We start from the raw sequence: 16,482 nt of genomic DNA on the forward strand, positions 1-16,482 counted from the left end.
AACTGCCGCGTCAGCTCATCGGCCGCCCGCCGGCGCGGCGCCTTACTGGCGCGTCAGGGATCGGCTCCATCGAGATCGCCGGCGGCGCTGGCGCCGCGGCCGGTGGCGCTATCGGCGACAGGGTCAGCGTTACGCTGTCCGGATAGTAGGTGGAGGCGCTGGTACTCGCGTCCACGATCAGTCCCACCACGCCGCCGACGAGGACGTTGGCGAGGAACACGGGACTCGTTCTCGACTCCACCGTCTGCTGGGCGGGCTGGTAGCCCTCACGCGTGCACGCGATGTCCAGCGCGCGGACCGAGCGTCCGACCCGCAGGGTGCCAGGCGTCGGGTTCACTGTCCCCATGGGTCCGACGCCGTTCCGGGTCAGGGTGCAGGTCGCCCCAGGCGGCTCGGTGACCACCGTGACATTCTGGCTTGGGCTCTGCGTGATGGTGGCGCAAGCGGTCGAGAGAAGCAGGCCGAGGAGGCCGAGGGCACGGAGAAGCAAGCGTAATTTCCTCAATTCGAGACGTTCTTCGGTAATTGAGGACAGACTTATCACGAAATCGTGACAACACAAGGGGGCTCGGGCGGCACGGCGTCAACGCAGGCCCGTACTCCCGAAGCCACGCTCACCGCGGCTGGTGTCGTCCAGCTCGTCGACTTCCTGGAAAGCCGCCCGCGTCACCGGCGCCAGGACGGCCTGCGCGATGCGCATGCCCCGCTCCACCGTGAAGGGCTCGGTCCCCGCGTTCATCAGGATGACCTGGATTTCCCCCCGATAGTCCTCGTCTACCGTACCGGGGGAGTTCGGCAGGACGATGCCATGCCGCAGCGCGAGGCCGGAGCGCGGGCGCACCTGCCATTCGTGGCCAGGCGGCAGCGCGACCTTGATGCCGCAGGACACCAGCGCGCGTCCGCCTGGCGGGATGACCAGCGGTTCCGTCACGGCAGCCAGCAGGTCGACGCCGGCGGCGCCGGCGGTCGCATAGGATGGCAGCGGCAAGCCTTCGGCATGCGGCAGGCGGGTCACGCGGATCGTGGCATCCCGCGTCACCGCAGCGCCTCCGCCACGCGGTCGGCCAGCCGCGCCGCCACTTCCCCCTTCGGCAGCCGCGGCCAGTCCTCCACGCCCCCGGCCGAGACAAGGTGCACCGCGTTCGCGTCGCCCCCCATCACGTCGCCCGACACGTCGTTCGCGACGATCCAGTCGCAGCCCTTTCGCGCCAGTTTTGCGCATGCGTGTTCGACGACGCGCTCGGTCTCCGCCGCGAAGCCCACCACCAGACGCGGCCGCCGCGCGTGGCGCGACAGGGTGGCGAGGATGTCGGGGTTCGGCACGAGGGCCAGCGGCGGGGCGGCCGCGCCTTCGCCCTTCTTCACCTTCTGCGTCGCGACCTCGGCCGGGCGCCAGTCCGCGACGGCGGCGGCCATCACGGCGGCATCGGCGGGCAGCGCGGCTTCCACCGCCGCCAGCATCTCCCGCGCCGTCTCCACGTGACGGACCTCCACGCCTTGGGGATCGGGCACGTTCACCGGGCCGGCCACCAGCGTCACCCGCGCCCCGAGCGCCGCAAGCGCCCCGGCAATGGCGTGCCCCTGCTTCCCGGAGGACCGGTTGGCGATGTAGCGCACCGGGTCCAGCGGCTCATGCGTCGGTCCCGAGGTGACGATGACGTGCCGCCCGGCGAGCGGCAGTGCCCCGGACGCCGTGCCCGCGACGGCGTGCGAGGCGACAGCGGCCGCCGAGGACCAGGACGCGCTGAACGACGACGCATGGACCTCCGCACCGGACAGGTGATGCGGCGCCTCCGGATGCGAGGAGGCGGAGAAGGACGACGCGCGCGTTGTCACGCGGTCCGCCCCGCCGCGCGGCGCCGCGTCCTCCCCGCTGATGCCGGCTATGGCCGCGTCCAGCGCCGCCTCGAGCTCCGCGTCCGGTGCGCCGTGGGTCGGATCGGTCAGCACCCGCTCGATCGCCGCGAGGATCGCCGGCGGCTCGGACAGGCGGCCGACGCCGCTCTCGGCTTCCGCCATCGGCCCTTCCTCTGGCCCCACGAAGGTCACGCCGCGCGCCAGGAGCGTCGCGACGTTCGCGTTGGTCGCGGGATGCCCCCACATCGTCGGGTTCATCGCGGGTGCCACCAGCAGCGGCCCGTCCCAGGCCAGCAGGACTGCGCCCGCGAGATCATCCGCGAAGCCCGCCGCCATGCGCGCGATCCGGTCGGCCGAGGCCGGCGCGACCACGACGATGTCGTGCGTGCGGGCCAGGCGGATATGGCCGCGCCCCTCGCCCTCCTCCACAAGCGACCACAGGTCGGCTGCCAGCGGCCGCCCCGTGATGGCCTGCAGCGCATGGGGCGTGACGAAGCGCGCGCCGCCGCCCGTCAGCAGCCCCGTCACTTCCGCGCCGGCCTTGCCGAGCAGCCGGGCGAGTTCCAGCGCCTTGTAGGCCGCAACGGAGCCGGAAACGATGAGGAGGACGCGGCGGCGGGCGAGCATGAGGCCAGGGTAGCGGCCCCCGCGCGGTGCGGACAGTCGGCGGCGGGCCGTGTTGCGCCGGTCGACCCGGGAGGAAGGCTGCGCCTGCCTCCGGCCTCACCTGCAGCACCACCGACAGGGATCGGAACCGAAGCCGGCCAGCGTCAGGCCTCCACGAGCCGCCGCACCCGTTCCGCGATGGGGCGCAGCCCGTCTTCGCCGCCGAACAACCGCTCGAGGGGCCCGGCACCGTCCCCCGGCCCGCTCCCCGCATCCGGATCGGTCGAGAGGCCCAGGAGGAACTGCGCAATGCCGTAGCCCGCGAGGACAGCGCGCGCCGCGGGTGGCTCCCTCCGCATCGCGAGCGCGGTGCCCGCGAGCAGGAGCCCCGCGACGACGTCGAAGGTCAGGTGTTCCCGCACGCTGAAGGTCGGGACGACGCCGCCCTCGAAGTCGGTCGAGAGGAAGGCCGCCACCGGCACGGCGGTGGCCATCGCCGCGACCCGCCCCGGCCGGCCGCGGAGCGCGCCGCTCAGTGCGAGGCCCCCGAGCGACACTGCCGCCGCGTAGTCGATTAATCCGTGCAGCCGGGTCGAGATGGCCATGAGGTGCGCTCCGTCGTGACCGCCGCCCAACGGCGGAACATGGCCCAGGATGCCGGACGCTGCTCGCCGCACGTGGCGCCCACCCGGATCGTGATCGGCCAGCCTGTAGGAGGGACCGGCCGGTCAGCCCTCGGCGTGGCTCCGTTCGCCCTCGCTCCGGAACAGGTCTTCCAGTTCCTCGAACGTCAGCTGCGACGTGACCTTCGCCTCGTCCACGGAGGAGACCTCGGACAACGGCAGGTAGTGGTGGTGGCCGTCCGAAGATCCGGCGCGCGTCAGCTTGATCCGGCCCGCATCGAGGTGGTCCACCGTGCCCACGCGGCGCCCCTCGCAATCCACCACGGGCATGCGTTCCCGGATGAGCGTCGTATCGACCATCGCTGCCTTCCCCTTCGGCCCGCCCGCATAACGGGTGGCCGCCTCATGGGTTCAGGCCGCGGTGGTTCGGATCGAAGGCGGTCGCCGAGGCCGCGTCGAACCAGGCCGCCGCATTCGCCTCGCCCGTCCCGCGGGCCAGCGCCGGATGCCGTCCCAGGCCGGGGATGTAGAGCTGGTCGATGAGAAGGTGCGGCGCCTCCTGGGCGATGATCCGCCGCTCGCCCCCACCCTCCGCCGTCAGGCCCGGTCCCGCCAGGGCGGCGAGGAGGGTTCCCGGCCGGAGATTCACCCGAACGATGATGTCCGCATCCGTCCAGGCGGTGGGGAGCGCGAGCTGTCGCCGCGCCATCTCGACCAGCCCCACCCCCGCACCCCGCGCGCGGCTGAGAAGCAGGACCATCCGGTCCTCCTCCATCCACCACGGCGAGTTCAGGAGCGGCAGCAACGGCGGGCCGGAAGCGCCGAGGTAACGCCGGGCCGCGAAGCGGAACATCACGTTGTCCTGCGCCAGGTTCACCCGGCGGCGCGCGATCAGCCCGCCGGTGCGGGCCAGGACGCCGCGCGGGTTGCGGCGCGCGGGGTCGGGGTTGGGGTCCGCGACGACCTGCCAGTCGCCGGTGCCCCGGTCGTACTGGTAGCCCTCGGCTTCCATCCAGAGCCAGGAATTCGCGTACCACCGCTCGTTCGCCGCCGTGGGCATGGCCGCGCGCCTACAGCCGCCAGCCCTGATGGATCGCGACGATGCCGCCGGACAGGTTGCGGTGGCTCACCCGTTCCAGCCCGGCGTCGCCGAACATCCCGGCCAGGCGGTCCTGATCCGGCATCATGCGGATGCTCTCGGCAAGGTAGCGGTACGATTCGGAGTCCTTCGCGACCCGCGCCCCGATCGCCGGCAACGCCTTGAACGACCAGGCGTCGTAGATTGGGTCGAGCGCCGCGACCTGGAGCCGGGAGAACTCCAGGACCAGCGCCTTCCCGCCGGGGCGCAGCACGCGGCGCATTTCCCGCAGCACGGCGTCCTTGTCCGTGCAGTTGCGCAGGCCGAAGGCCATGGAGATCCGGTCCACGCAGCGGTCGGGGAAGGGCAGCCGCTCCGCGTCGCAGCAGACGAAGTCGAGGCCCGCGACGAGGCCGCGGTCCAGCGCCCGCCCCTGGCCGACGTTCAGCATGGAATGGTTGATGTCGGCGAGGATGACGCGCCCCGCCCCACGTTCGCGCGCGAGAAAGCCGATGTCGCCGGTCCCCGCGGCGAGGTCCAGCAGCGTGTCCCGAGGCCCCGCTCCGATCGCGTTGATGAAGATCCGCTTCCAGACCCGGTGCAGGCCGAGCGACATGAGGTCATTCATCACGTCGTATTTCGGCGCGACGGAATCGAAGACATCCCGCACCATCCGCGCCTTCTGTTCGCGCGGGACGGGGGTGAAGCCGAAATCGGTGGTGTCCTGGGGCATCGCGGGGACAGATAGGCCAGGGGCGGGTTCCCGTCACGGCCGCCCCGCGCCAGCATCGGCAGCGTGACCTCCGCCCAGACCCGGTCAGGCCGCCTCCTCGCCCTGCTCGACGCCCTGCGCCGCAGGCGCCGGCCCGTGGCGGGCGCGATCCTGGCCGAGGAGCTCGGCGTTTCCCTCCGCACCCTCTACCGCGACATCGCGACCCTCAACGCCGGGGGCGCCACGATCGAGGGCGAGCCGGGGCTGGGCTATGTCCTCCGCCCCGGAACCTTCCTGCCGCCGCTCATGCTCGGCGACGACGAGGCGGATGCGGTGATGCTCGGCCTGCGCTTCGTCCAGCGCCGCGCCGACCCGGAACTGGCCGAGGCCGCCGCCCGGGCGCTGGCCCGCATCGCCGCCGCCCTGCCGCCCGGCCGCGCCGACGCGGCGGCCGAGAGCGGGCTGCTGGCCGGCCCTGTCGCCACCGCCTCCCCCCACCTGCCCCTGATCCGCGCGGCGCTGCGGGAGGAGGCCCGTCTCCGCCTGCACTACGCCGACAAGAAGGGCCGCGAGACCGACCGCGTCGTCTGGCCCGTCGCGGTCGGCTTCTTCGAGGCCGCGGAGGTCCTCGTCGCCTGGTGCGAGACGCGGGAGGATTTCCGGCACTTCCGCCTCGATCGCATCCGCGAGGCCTCCCGCGCCGGCGGCCGCATCCCCCGCCACCGCCGCGTCCTGCTGGCCGACTGGCGCCTGGCCGAGGCGCTTGGCGGGGAGGACTGATGTCGGCCGGCGCTGGTCCCGGCCTGATGCCCTTCGTCCCGCGCGGGTGACCAGAAAAGGCCAAGCCTCCCCGGCCCTCCCGGACCCTCGCGTCCGCGCATCCATGGGGTGCCAACCGGAATCCTGGCTCGCGCGTCTCCTCGCGCCGCCTTGGAAGCGACCCCGCTGGCCGGATCGGCCCAGGCAGAACGCGGTCGAGGGGCGCGTCCGCCCCCGGTGGAAGGGGTTCGGGGAGGGCGCAGCCCGCCCCGGGGCGATCACCCCGGCGGGGTCGAGTCTCCGAGCGACTGCATCAGCCGATTCGCGTTCGCGAACATCGCGACGGAGTGGTTGAGGTCCAGGATCTGAAGGTCGTCCAGCCCCGCGCGGCGCAGGGCCGCGACGTCCGCCGCCGTCACCGCAGCCGGCGTCCGCGTCAGCTTGTCGGCATAGGCCGCGACGGCGCGGCGGCGCGGGTCCGGGTCGGACAGCCAGCCCTCATCCAGGATGCGCTGCATGGCCGGAGCGTCCCTCGTGAGTTCGGCGAAGCGACGGGCGTGGACGGAGGTGCAGTAGACGCAGCCATTCGCCATGGACGTGACGGCGGTGGCCAGTTCGCGTTCCGCCCGCGGCAGGCCGCGGGGGGCGTACATCACCGCGTTGAAGAGCGCCCCGCGCTCCCCGAGCGAGGCCGGGTCATTCGCGAGGGTGAGGAAGTAGGTGGAGCGCCGCTGCGCCGGCGGGCAGGCCTCCAGCGCCGCCAGTTGCGCGGGCGTCGCCGTCTCGGCCTCGACCGGCGGGACGCGGGGCGTCCAGCCCACCTCTTCCATGGTGAAGCGGTTCATGCGGCGGCTTCCTGCATCAGCGCGCGCAGCCCGGCGAGCAGGCGCACCTGGTAGGGCACGAAGGCGATCAGCTGCGTGATCGCGACGACGTCGCGCGGCGTCAGCCCCATCCCGCGCAGGGTGTCGAGGTCGGCCTGCGTCGTCGCCTCCGGCCGGGCCGCGACGACGTCGGCGTAGCGCAGCAGCACGGGAAGGCGGCCTTCCATCGGGTCGCCCGAAAGATCCTCCGCCAGCATGAGGGTCTCCTCCGCATCCGCGTTGGTCAGCAACGCCCGATAGCGCGCGGCGAGGTCGGCGTCGCCCTCCCGCAGTGCGACGCGCAGCGCCAGCGCGGCGCGCTCGGCGTGCGACACGTTGCCCGGATCGTCCGGCATCAGCAGTTCCCGGTAGGCGCCCTGCGCGTGTCGCCGCGCTTCCGGACGCTGACGCCGCAGCGCGTCCAGCGGCGATCCCGGCGCCATGCCGAGGAGGTCGTCGATCAGGTCTTCCGGCTCGTTCATGCGGCCTCGGATGCGACGGGGTGGGACGATCCTTTCACGCCGCGGCGTCCTCCGCCGCCTGCGGCCATTCGTCGCCCAGCAGCTCAGGCGTGTCGAAGGCAACGAGGCGGTCGTAGTGGATCGCGCGATCCTCGACGAACAGCGACCGCGCGATGCCACGCGCCAGGCGCTCCGCGCCCTGCGAGACCGCGGGGATATCGCCGGACAGTTTCCCGTGGGACAGCGTCGCGGGATGGTTGAAGCAGTGGATGCGCGACAGCCACGGAGCCTCCCCTGGCACCTTCTCCTGGAACGAGAAGTCGGGTGCGAGGTCGGGGGAGGTCGCGAGCTCCTCGCTCGGCATGTCCGGCGGCAGCGGGAAGCGGTCCCCCCACGCCCGGACATGCGGCGCGACGAGCGCGTATTCGGACCGCCGCGCCAGGTCGGTCACGAAGCCCGTCGCCACGATGAGGTAATCGAGGACGTGCCGGCCCCGCGGCGTTTCCAGTACCAACGCGCCGTCGGCGTCGCGCAGGGAACGGATGGGCGAGGACAGGTGCAGCCGCGCGTTCGGGTGACGGGACACGCGCATCGTGCTGTCGCGCGGCGGGGGCGTCTGGGCCGCGTTGACCGTGTGCAGGAAGCGCCACTTCCACTCGTCGGGCAGGCCGGCGAAGCCGTGCACCGTCCCCGCGCTGCCGATGCCCGTGAACTTGTTGACCCGCGGCAGCGCCGCGCGGCGGACGAAGAGGTCGAGCGTCGCGCAGCCCGCCTCCAACGCCGTGGCCGCGTTGTCCATCGCCGACGCCCCGGCCCCGATCACGCCGACACGCTTCCCACGCAGCGCCGCGAAGTCCACATCGTCTGCCGAATGCGACCAGAGCCGGCGCGGCAGGGCGCGGATCACCTCCGGCACGAAGGGCCCGCCCAGCCCGTCCCGCCCACCCGCGAGGACGAGGCGGCGGCAATGCACCGGCGGTCCTTCCGCAAGTTCCAGCGTGATCAGCCCGTCCCCGCGCGGACGGACGAGGGTGACGGTGACGCCGTTCTCGACGGGCAGGTCCAGCACGCGCCGGTACCAGACGAGGTAGTCCATCCACATGGGGCGCGGGATCTTCCCGAGCGCCTCCCAGGCCTCGGCGCCATGCTGCGCCTCGAACCACTGGCGGAAGGTCAGGGCGGGCAGACCCAGCGCGGGGCCGGCGAGGGCCTTCGGCGAGCGAAGCGTCTCCATGCGGGCGAAGGTGATCCAGGGACCCTCCTGCCCCGCGGGGGCCCGGTCCAGCACGCGCAACCGCTCGATTCCCAGGAAACGCAGCGCCGCCGCGGCCGTCAGGCCGCACATCCCCGCGCCGATGACCGCGACATCCGTGACGGGCCTGCCGTCCGGGCCCGCCCGCTCCGGCACCCAGGGCTTGCCGGGGAGTTCGAGGCAGGCGAGGTCGTGCCGAAGCCGCGCCTCCAGGTCGCTCAGGGACACCCGCACCTCTCCGTCGGTCCGGGACCCGACTTGGCGCGGTGCGACGCAGAGGGCAATGGCAGGCGGGCGTCGCATTCCCCGCCCGGGCGTCGGGCGGGTCGCTAGCGCGGCAGGCTCCCGTCCGCCTTCAGCACCTCGCCCGCAAGGTAGAGGCTGCCGCAGATCAGGATCCGCCCGGGCGTCCCGCCGCCGGCGGTGATCCCGCGCAGCGCATCCGCGACACGGGGCCCGATCCGCGCGACGCCGCCGGAGGCCGCGACGATGTCCTCCGGCGTGACGGCGAGGTGCTGGTCCGGCTCGGCCACCGCCCAGGCCGAGGCGGCGAGCGGCAGGACCGGCGCAAGGAAGTCCCCGACCGCCTTGCTGCGCTTCATGCCGACGACGAGGTGGGTCGGGACGCCGCCCGCCTGCCAGCGCCGCAGCTGCGCCGCGATCGCCTCGCCCGCGCCGGCGTTATGCCCGCCGTCGAGCCAGAGCTCCCAGCCCGGCGGCAGGGACGCCGCGAGCGATCCGTGCAGCCGCTGCATCCGCGCCGGCCAGGTGGCGAGCGCGACGCCGCGGCGCAGCGCGTCCTCCGTCAGCCAGGACGGGTTCCAGGCACGCAGCGCCGCGACGGCGATGCCCGCATTGTCCGCCTGGTGCGGCCCGGGCAACGCGGGTGGCGGCAGGTCGAGCGCCCCGTGCGCGTCGCGGAAGCGAAGGCCGGTGTCCGTCTCCTCGATGCTCCAGGCGCGGCCGCGGGCCTGAACGCGCGTGCCGACCCGCGCGGCCTCCGCGTCCAGGACGGGCAGGACCTCGGCGCGCTGGGCGCCCGTCACGGCGGGGACGCCGGGCTTGAGGATGCCCGCCTTCTCACCCGCGATCTTCTCGATCGTGTCGCCAAGGAAATCCATGTGGTCCATGGAGATCGAGGCGATGGCGCAGGCGGCGGGATGGTCCACGACGTTCGTCGCGTCGAACCGTCCGCCGAGCCCGACCTCCAGCACCAGCAGGTCCGCCGGCGTCCGCGCGAAGAGCAGCAAGGCGACCGCGGTCGTCACCTCGAAGACGGTGATGGGGGCGCCGGCGTTCACCGCCTCGACCTCCTCCAGCGCCACGGTGAGGGCGTCTTCCTCCACCAATCGGCCGGCGAGGCGGATGCGTTCGTGGAAGCGCACTAGGTGGGGGGAGGTATAGACGTGGACCCGCTGTCCCGCGGCCTCCGCCACGGCGCGGAGGAAAGCACAGGTGCTGCCCTTGCCGTTGGTTCCGGCGACGTGGAGGACAGGCGGCAGGCGCTGCTCGGGGTGGCCGAGGGCGGCCAGGAGGCGCCGGAGTCGATCGAGGCTGAGATCGATCAGGCGGGGGTGAAGGGCATGCAGCCGGTCGACGATCGCTTCGCTGCGTCCCATGCCGGAGGTGTGCGCGGGAGAACCGGCGGTCGTCAACGAGGCGCCGCGCGGGGGACGTGTCGAGGGCTTTGTCCCACGGCTCGACGTGATGCGGACGGACCTGATCGGGCCGTACTGCGGGGTCTGTGACCGCCGTACCGTTTCCAGAGCGTCACCAGCATCCGCGGCAGTCTGCCTAATTATCGTCAGAAATGATCAAAATATGAGATTTCGGACCAAGATCAGGCCTTCCTTACTCTACCTCACTTTACCAATTGATACGATGCACGAACTGATCCTTTATGGATCGTTCCGTGTGCGGTTCCTTCCACCCCGCGCCGGCCCAGGACAGCGCATCATGGCCCTCCGGATCGTCACCACCGGGACCAACGCGGCACAGGCCGTCTTTCTAACCCTCTCCGTCCGGCCGTCGTGGAGCGTCCTGTCGGACGTCATCTCCTTCGACGCCAAGGGCGGCAACGACTTCGTCCAGGGGACGGATTTCCGGGACTCGCTGCTCGGCGGCGACGGTGATGACCAGCTGCATGGCGGGCTCGGCAACGACACGCTGCTGGGCGGCCTCGGCAACGACTACCTGTCGGGGGGCGACGGCAACGACCAGCTCTTCGGCGATGCCGGGAACGACCAGCTCTTCGGCGGGGCGGGGACCGACCTCCTCGTCGGCGGCACCGGCGACGACCAGCTCGACGGCGGCGACGGGAACGACGGCCTCGACGGCGGCGCGGGGGCCGACCAGCTCTTCGGCGGGGCCGGTCGCGACATCGTCTCCGGCGGCGCGGGGAACGACGTGGTGGCCGGCGGCGACGGAGACGACGTGCTGCTCGGCGGCCTCGGCAACGACATGGCCTATGGCGGCGCCGGCAACGACTACATCGACGGCGGCGACGGGCGCGAATACGCCCAGGGCGATGACGGCAACGACACGATCCTGGGCGGCGCCGGCAACAACCGATCCTTCGGCGGCGCGGGCGACGACGTGATCTTCGGTGCCGGCGACAATGACACGGAGTACGGCGGCACGGGCAACGATACGCTCGCCGGCGGCGCCGACCACGACCGGCTGTACGGCGAGGACGGGACGGACAGGCTCCTTGGCGACAGCGGGAACGACCAGCTGGACGGCGGCGGCGGCAACGACGTGATCATCGGCGGGACCGAGCGCGACCTGCTCATCGGCGGGTCGGGCGCGGACCGGTTCGTCTTCTACAACGGCGACAGCAAGCCCGGCGACTTCTCGGCGGATGCCATCCTCGACTTCCGGTACTCGGAAGGGGACCGGATCGACCTGTCGCTGTACGAGACACTCGCCGAACTCCCGAACGGGCAGGGCTTCACCTGGGTCGGCACGAACGCGTTCTCCGGCCTTGCCGGAGAGCTCCGGTACGCCGTCGTCTCCTATGGGCAGTACGCGATCCTCGGCGACTCGGACGGGGACCGAGTCGCGGACCTGGAGATCGACGTCTCGAGCGTCGGCGGGACCAAGCCGGTCGAGGGCTGGTTCATCCTCTAGCGGAACGGGCTACGCGGAACGGGCCGGCTGTCGCCGGACGGTCCGCGGCGCGCGGTTTGCCTGCCGGTGATGCCCGCCGCACAGTCGGCGGCTCCCGGAGACGCCCATGCCCGCCCCGCGCAACCTTGCCGAACTCGAAGCGGATATCGCGCGCGACCTCGACCTCATCGCGCATCCCCGGGCGGAGTGGCTGAAACCGAAGACGATCGGCGGTGCGCCGGTGCTGGACTGCCTCGTGGTCGGCGCGGGGCAATGCGGCATCGCCGTCGCCTTCGCGCTGCTGCGCGACAAGGTCCGGAACATCCTCGTCCTCGATCGCGCCCCGGAGGGACGGGAAGGTCCTTGGACCACCTACGCCCGGATGCACGCGCTGCGGTCCTGGAAGGACCAGACGGGGCCGGACCTGAACATCCCCTCCCTCACCTACCAGGCCTGGCACGAGGCGATCCACGGCGCCGACCATTTCCGGGACATGCGGCTGATCCCGAGGGAATCGTGGAACGACTATCTCCTCTGGTTCCGCCGCGTCGTGGGCATTCCCGTGCGAAACGGCGTCGCGGCCGGGGCGATCTCCCCCGCGGCGACGGATGACGGGCTGCCTTGCCTCCGCGTCGAGACCTCCGACGGTCCGATGCATGCGCGTAAGATCGTGCTGGCGACCGGTCAGGAAGGCGTCGGCGCGCCGTACCTGCCCGACTTCGTGGCGGCGCTCCCGCCGCGCTTCCGTGCCCATGCCTGGGAGCAGATCGACTTCGCCGCGCTGCGCGGGAAGCGTGTCGCGGTGCTGGGCGCCGGTGCCTCCGCCTTCGACAATGCCGCGGTCGCGCTCGAGTCCGGCGCAACCACGGTGGACCTGTTCTGCCGACGTGCGGAGCCGATGATCATCCAGCCCTATCGCTGGCTCACCTTCGCCGGCTTCCTGCGGCACATGGGCGAGATGCCGGACGAATGGCGCTGGCGGTTCCTGTCCTTCATCCTCGGCCTGCGCGAGGGCTTCCCGGCCGACACCTACGCCCGCGTCACGCGCCATCCGAACTTCACGATGCATGTCGGCCGCCCCTGGACCGGCGCGCGTGGCGCGGATGGCCGCGTGATCCTCGACACGCCGCGCGGCCCCTTCACGGCGGACTTCCTGATCTGCGGCACGGGCACGCGGATGGACGCGGCCTCCGTGCCGTGCCTCGCGAACTGCGCGGACAACGTCGCGACCTGGGGCGACCGCTTCGTGCCGCCGGACAGCGAACGAGACGAGCGGCTGCTGCGCTTTCCCTACCTCGATCCGAGCAGCGCCTTCACCGAGCGTGAGCCGGGACGGACGCCGTGGATCCGTGACATCCACCTGTTCGGCTTCGGCACGACAATGTCCTTCGGCCCTGCCGGCGCCTCGATCAACGCGATGGCGATCGCGGCGCCGCGGGTCGCAGCGGGCGTGACGCGCGGTCTCTTCGCGGCGGACATGCCACGGCTGCACGGCGAACTTCTCGCCTACGACGTGCCGCAGGTCGTGCTGGATCCGGCGCGCGTCGCGGCGGACTGACGTCCGCCTTTCGTGGGGCCCTTTCCGCAGGCGCAAGGGAAACCAGCCGGGACGAGGGGCCTTGTTCGGCTGCCTCAACGCCTTCGGAGAAGTAGCTTATGTTGAATCGTCGAATCTTCGGCCTCGTCGCGGCCGCCGCACCGCTCGCCGCCTGCGCGGATCAGGCGATGTCCCGCAGCCCTGCGATGGGCGGCATGGCCGTGGCGCCCAGCCCCGGGCTCGCGACGCGGGCGGGCGATGCGAACGCGCTCACGCTGCAGGCACTTCAGGGCGGCACGTTCCTGATGCAGACGGCGCAGCTCGGCGAACAGCGCGCCCGCTCCGCCCCGCTGCGGGAATTCTGCGGCTTCGAGGACGCGGAGCAGCGCAGCGTCATGCAGGCCATGGCAGCGCTGACCGGCGTGCAGCCGCCGCCGCAGCCGCTGCGGCAGGACCAGGCGGCGATCGTTTCGCAGCTCCAGTCCGCCTCGGCCGGCCCAAACTTCGACCGCCTGCTGGTGAACGCGCAGCTGACCGGGCACCGCGAGGCGCTCGGCATCTACAACACCATCGCGCAGAACACCGGGGAGATGCCGGGCCTGCGGGCCGTCGCGATCATGGCCGTCGGGCACATCAACGAGCACGTCGCGGTGCTCGAGCGCGGGCTCGTCCGCGGCCGGGTCTGATCCGCCCCGTCGTCTCACGCAACTGTGACGTGCCGCGCGACGGTTCGCGCGGTGCGTCCGGACCGGTGACGGTCGTTCGCCGGCCGTGACGGCGGTAGTCTCCGCCACGATGCCGAGTTCCGTCCCCCGTCGAACCGCTTGACCCCTTCCATGGAGCCGTCCGCCGGAGGCCTGTCGCGCCCGCGCCGTCGCACGATGCGGCGGACGAGGTTGGTCCTGATCCTCTCCGTTCTGTTGCCAGCCACCATGCTGGCCGTGGTGGCGCCGGGGGTCCGGCGCTCGGCCGAGACCGACGTGCTGGATGCGGCCCGCCGGACTGCGCTGCTCCTGGCCAGCCAGATCCGCGCGAGCTTCGAGATCCAGGAAGCCATCCTCCTCGCCGTGCAGCAGCGGGTCGGTGGCGTCGGCTACGACGGCATGACGCTCGACCGTTACCTTCATGATTCGCTCCGTGCCCTCGACACGGCGACGCCGACGACCTCCGGCCTCGTCGTGACGGACCCGGCGGGACGGATGGTCGCGCATTCCCGCATCCCGCCGCCCGTTCCGATGCTCGACCTCGGCGACCGCGACTACGTGCAGGCCCACCGCGCCGGCGTCTCGGGCACCTATGTCAGCGGGGTCTTCACGACGCGGCCGAGCGGCCGGCGCGTCTTCGTGCTGAGCCGCAACCTGCCGGAGGAGCCGGGGCGGGAGCCGGGTGGCGCCGCTGCTTCCGCCTTCGAGGAGCGGAGCTTCGAGAACCTCGCGCGCCTCGCCCTCCTGCATCGCGGCGACTCCGTCGCGCTGATCCGGGAGGCCGGGGACATCCTCAGCCGCCAGCCGCCGCTGCCGGCCGAGGCGCTGGCGCGACGCGTGGCGCCGGACTGGCTCCGCACGGCCACCGAGGCGGCGGTGCGGGGCACGGTCGTGACGGCGCTGTCCCGTGCCGACGACCGCCTGCAGCACGTGGCCGTCGCGCAGGTGGCCGGCTACCCCGTCCTTGTCGCCTACGGCGTGCCGGATGACCGGCTGCAATGGGCGCGGTGGGAGGCACTGGCCGTCCCGGCCCTGGCCGCGATCGGCGCCGCGATCCTACTGCTCGGCGCGACGGCCTATGTCCACGCCATGCAGCGGCGGCGCGAGGGGCTGGAGCGCGAGATCGAGGGCGCCGCGCGTGAAAGGATCGCGGCGATGACCCGGGCGGACCTCGAATCGCGGCTGCGCCAGGCGGAGAAGCTCGGCGCGCTCGGCCAGATCGCGGCGGGCATCGCGCATGATTTCAACAACGTCCTGCAATCCGTGCGTGCCGCGGGATTGCTCCTCCGCCGCAGGCCGGACGACGCGGCGGCTGTCGGGCGCGTCGCCGAGCTGATGGCGGGCCTCTCCGATCGCGGCGAGGCGCTCATGCGGCGCATGACCGACCTTTCGCGCAGGACGGTGGTGGAGGCGCTGGACCCCGTGCCGGCCTTACGGGCCACGGCGGACCTGCTGCGCGCGACGATCGGCCTCGGGATCGAGGTCGCGATGCGGTCGCCGCCGGCGGGCCTGCCGCGGGTGCACGCCGACCGCGGGGAGCTGGAAGCGGTGCTCGTGAACCTCGCGGCCAACGCGCGCGACGCGATGGAGCCGCTAGGCGGTGGGCGTATCACGATCACCGCGGCCCTGGAGGACGTGCCGGCCGATCCGCCGCACCCGGCCGGGCTGCGGCCTGGGCGGCACGTCCGGATCACCGTCGCCGATGACGGGCCGGGAATGGACGCGGAGACCCTCGCGCGGGCGGGCGAGGCCTTCTTCACGACCAAGCCGGCCGGCAAGGGCACCGGCCTGGGTCTCGCCATGGCACGGCGCTTCGCCGAAGGGGCGGGCGGCGCGATGCGGATCGACAGCGCGCCCGGGGCCGGTACGCGGGCGACGCTGTGGCTGCGCGCCGTGGAGGGTGGCTGACTCCGGGGCGATCGCGCCGTCCGGGCGGGACGACGCCGGCCGACCCATCTTTCGCGATGCGACCGCAGCCCGCTACGCTGCCGGCAACGGGCTGGAGGGGCGGGCGTGGTGCGGCATCCGGACGGGACGATCGCCAAGCCGCTGCCGGAGACGCGCTTCGTCGAGCTGGATGCGGCCGCGCTCGGGCTGGAACACGGGCGCCTGTCCTACATGGAAGCCGGGGAGGGGCCCGCGACCGTGCTGCTGCTGCACGGCATCGGGTCGAACGCCACGGGATGGCGGTTCCTCTATCCAGCGCTGGCGGCGCGGGCCCGGGTCATCGCCTGGAACGCGCCGGGGTACTGGCTTTCAGCCAATTTCGCCGCGGAAGCACCTGCGGTCGAGGATTACGCCCGGGTCGCCGTCGCGTTGCTCGACGCGCTGGGGGTGGGCCGGGCGCATGTCATCGGGTCCTCCTTCGGGTCAATGGTGGCGACGGTGCTGGCGGCGGAGCATCCGGGGCGGGTGGACCGGCTCGCGCTCCTCGGTGCCTCCCGCGGGCAGCGGTGGAAGGGGAGGCCGAGCGGGCGCGGATGCTGGCGATGCGCGGGGACAGCATCGCACGCGGCGGCATGGAGCTCGCGCGGGTCCGCTGGGCGAATCTCGTCGCGCCCGGGACGCCGGAGGCGGTCGGCGAATGGGTGCGGGAGGTGCTCTGCGCCACCCATGAAAAGGGGCTGATGCGGTCGGCGCGGTGCAGCGACCGGACGGATTCGCTGGACCACGCGCCGCGGGTGACAGCCCCGGCGCTGATCCTGGTGGGGAGCGAGGATCGGGTGAACCCGCCTGAGGTCGGGCGCAACCTCTGCGGGGCGATCCCGGGGGCGGTGATGGAGGTGCAGCCGGGGATCGGGCATCTGGCGAAGCTGGAGGCGCCGGGGGCAACGGCCGCGCGGCTGCTGCGGCACCTGTTCGGATAGGTCATGCGGCTGGCGTGGTGCGGTTGGCTCCGGGAGGCTTTGCCCTCCCAGGGGC

General features: G+C 72.6%; 17 protein-coding genes and 1 pseudogene. 7 read left to right on the forward strand and 11 right to left on the reverse strand.

The genetic code is table 11. The annotated features are described in order from the left end of the window. Positions 1-10 precede the first annotated feature (10 nt). The 7 genes from ACE7GA_RS07510 to ACE7GA_RS07540 all read right to left on the reverse strand — a co-directional run bounded on the left by ACE7GA_RS07510 (position 11) and on the right by ACE7GA_RS07540 (position 4,897). Positions 11-490: a hypothetical protein gene (locus ACE7GA_RS07510; protein WP_376097854.1), complete on the reverse strand. Its 480-nt coding sequence runs from the start codon at positions 488-490 to the stop codon at positions 11-13. Between the two features lie 93 nt (positions 491-583). Next, positions 584-1,039, reverse strand: a complete 456-nt coding sequence (dut, locus tag ACE7GA_RS07515; RefSeq protein WP_376097857.1) for a dUTP diphosphatase — start codon at positions 1,037-1,039, stop codon at positions 584-586. Further along, positions 1,036-2,484: a bifunctional phosphopantothenoylcysteine decarboxylase/phosphopantothenate synthase gene (locus ACE7GA_RS07520; protein ID WP_376097860.1), complete on the reverse strand. Its 1,449-nt coding sequence runs from the start codon at positions 2,482-2,484 to the stop codon at positions 1,036-1,038. The genes dut and ACE7GA_RS07520 overlap by 4 nt, the downstream gene beginning before the upstream one ends. A 143-nt stretch (positions 2,485-2,627) precedes the next feature. Continuing rightward, positions 2,628-3,068: a hypothetical protein gene (locus ACE7GA_RS07525; RefSeq protein WP_376097863.1), complete on the reverse strand. Its 441-nt coding sequence runs from the start codon at positions 3,066-3,068 to the stop codon at positions 2,628-2,630. A gap of 123 nt (positions 3,069-3,191) precedes the next feature. Then, entirely contained in the window at positions 3,192-3,446 is a 255-nt protein-coding gene (locus ACE7GA_RS07530) for a DUF2171 domain-containing protein (protein ID WP_376097866.1), read from the reverse strand. Between the two features lie 43 nt (positions 3,447-3,489). Next, positions 3,490-4,146 carry a hypothetical protein gene (locus ACE7GA_RS07535; protein ID WP_376097869.1) on the reverse strand — a complete coding sequence of 219 codons (657 nt, stop codon included), beginning with the start codon at positions 4,144-4,146 and terminating at the stop codon, positions 3,490-3,492. A 10-nt stretch (positions 4,147-4,156) separates the two neighbouring features. After that, positions 4,157-4,897: a class I SAM-dependent methyltransferase gene (locus tag ACE7GA_RS07540; RefSeq protein WP_376097872.1), complete on the reverse strand. Its 741-nt coding sequence runs from the start codon at positions 4,895-4,897 to the stop codon at positions 4,157-4,159. 63 nt (positions 4,898-4,960) lie between these two features. On the opposite strand from ACE7GA_RS07540, the gene ACE7GA_RS07545 reads away from it, so the two are divergent. After that, the gene (locus ACE7GA_RS07545) at positions 4,961-5,656 is read left to right on the forward strand and encodes a helix-turn-helix transcriptional regulator (RefSeq protein ID WP_376097875.1); all 696 of its coding nucleotides are present in this window, start codon (positions 4,961-4,963) and stop codon (positions 5,654-5,656) included. 257 nt (positions 5,657-5,913) lie between these two features. On the opposite strand, the gene ACE7GA_RS07550 is transcribed toward ACE7GA_RS07545, so the two are convergent. The 4 genes from ACE7GA_RS07550 to ACE7GA_RS07565 form a co-directional block, all read right to left on the reverse strand. Continuing rightward, positions 5,914-6,480, reverse strand: coding sequence for a peroxidase-related enzyme (locus ACE7GA_RS07550; RefSeq protein ID WP_376097878.1), 567 nt, complete (start codon positions 6,478-6,480; stop codon positions 5,914-5,916). Further along, positions 6,477-6,980, reverse strand: a complete 504-nt coding sequence (locus ACE7GA_RS07555; RefSeq protein WP_376097881.1) for a CMD domain protein — start codon at positions 6,978-6,980, stop codon at positions 6,477-6,479. Before ACE7GA_RS07555 ends, ACE7GA_RS07550 begins: the two co-directional genes overlap by 4 nt. Before the next feature lie 34 nt (positions 6,981-7,014). Then, positions 7,015-8,439 carry an NAD(P)-binding domain-containing protein gene (locus tag ACE7GA_RS07560; protein WP_376097884.1) on the reverse strand — a complete coding sequence of 475 codons (1,425 nt, stop codon included), beginning with the start codon at positions 8,437-8,439 and terminating at the stop codon, positions 7,015-7,017. Positions 8,440-8,540: 101 nt separating this feature from the next. Further along, entirely contained in the window at positions 8,541-9,830 is a 1,290-nt protein-coding gene (locus ACE7GA_RS07565) for a bifunctional folylpolyglutamate synthase/dihydrofolate synthase (protein ID WP_376097886.1), read from the reverse strand. A gap of 337 nt (positions 9,831-10,167) precedes the next feature. On the opposite strand from ACE7GA_RS07565, the gene ACE7GA_RS07570 reads away from it, so the two are divergent. From ACE7GA_RS07570 to ACE7GA_RS07595, 6 genes and pseudogenes are all read left to right on the forward strand, one after another. Continuing rightward, on the forward strand, positions 10,168-11,340 hold the full coding sequence (locus tag ACE7GA_RS07570) for a calcium-binding protein (RefSeq protein WP_376097889.1): 1,173 nt from the start codon (positions 10,168-10,170) through the stop codon (positions 11,338-11,340). Positions 11,341-11,446: 106 nt separating this feature from the next. Further along, positions 11,447-12,877 (forward strand): FAD/NAD(P)-binding protein, encoded by a 1,431-nt coding sequence (locus ACE7GA_RS07575; RefSeq protein WP_376097892.1) that lies wholly within the window; start codon positions 11,447-11,449, stop codon positions 12,875-12,877. A 98-nt stretch (positions 12,878-12,975) separates the two neighbouring features. Continuing rightward, positions 12,976-13,542, forward strand: coding sequence for a DUF4142 domain-containing protein (locus tag ACE7GA_RS07580; RefSeq protein WP_376097895.1), 567 nt, complete (start codon positions 12,976-12,978; stop codon positions 13,540-13,542). Between the two features lie 234 nt (positions 13,543-13,776). Beyond that, positions 13,777-15,468, forward strand: coding sequence for an ATP-binding protein (locus ACE7GA_RS07585; protein ID WP_376097898.1), 1,692 nt, complete (start codon positions 13,777-13,779; stop codon positions 15,466-15,468). 210 nt (positions 15,469-15,678) lie between these two features. Next, positions 15,679-16,041 (forward strand): annotated as a pseudogene (locus ACE7GA_RS07590) (alpha/beta fold hydrolase); the annotation flags it as partial. Continuing rightward, positions 16,041-16,427 (forward strand): hypothetical protein, encoded by a 387-nt coding sequence (locus ACE7GA_RS07595; RefSeq protein ID WP_376100596.1) that lies wholly within the window; start codon positions 16,041-16,043, stop codon positions 16,425-16,427. The pseudogene ACE7GA_RS07590 and the gene ACE7GA_RS07595, both read left to right, overlap by 1 nt. The last annotated feature ends 55 nt before the right edge of the window (positions 16,428-16,482 follow it).

Source organism: Roseomonas sp. CCTCC AB2023176, assembly GCF_042259275.1.
In the GTDB taxonomy this organism is placed as follows: domain Bacteria; phylum Pseudomonadota; class Alphaproteobacteria; order Acetobacterales; family Acetobacteraceae; genus Roseomonas.